1 protein-coding gene is annotated in these 503 nt (G+C 53.9%); it reads left to right on the top strand.

Annotated features, from left to right (window positions below):
* Positions 1–503: cadherin-like domain-containing protein (locus K0625_RS24330; protein ID WP_220111928.1), on the top strand; the 503-nt coding region annotated here is incomplete at both ends.

Genomic DNA, 503 nt, shown 5'->3' with positions numbered 1-503 from the left:
AACGATGCGCCTCAAGTCAGCGCGGCTATCCGCGAAGTCACCAATGAAGATGAAGCTCCATTCACCATCGATCTGCTTGCTAACAGCAGCGATGTTGACACCACCGATAACCTCAGTGTCAGCGACGTGACTGAAACCAGTGGCAATGACGCCAGCGGCGTCGTCCTAGTGGGCAATGTCTTCACCGTCACACCTAATGCCTATGACTACTTAGCCGTGGGTGAGAGTGTTGAACTAACCTACACCTATAACGTGATTGACAGCAATGGCGGCGTGACCCCTACCACTGCCACCATCATCATTGAAGGCCGTAACGATGCGCCTCAAGTCAGCGCGGCTATCCGCGAAGTCACCAATGAAGATGAAGCTCCATTCACCATCGATCTGCTTGCTAACAGCAGCGATGTTGACACCACCGATAACCTCAGTGTCAGCGACGTGACTGAAACCAGTGGCAATGACGCCAGCGGCGTCGTCCTAGTGGGCAATGTCTTCACCGTCAC

The sequence above is a fragment of the Shewanella nanhaiensis genome (assembly GCF_019457885.1).
GTDB lineage: Bacteria > Pseudomonadota > Gammaproteobacteria > Enterobacterales > Shewanellaceae > Shewanella > Shewanella nanhaiensis.
Note: the sequence above shows the minus strand (reverse complement) of the source record. Positions and strands in the feature narration are given on the sequence as shown.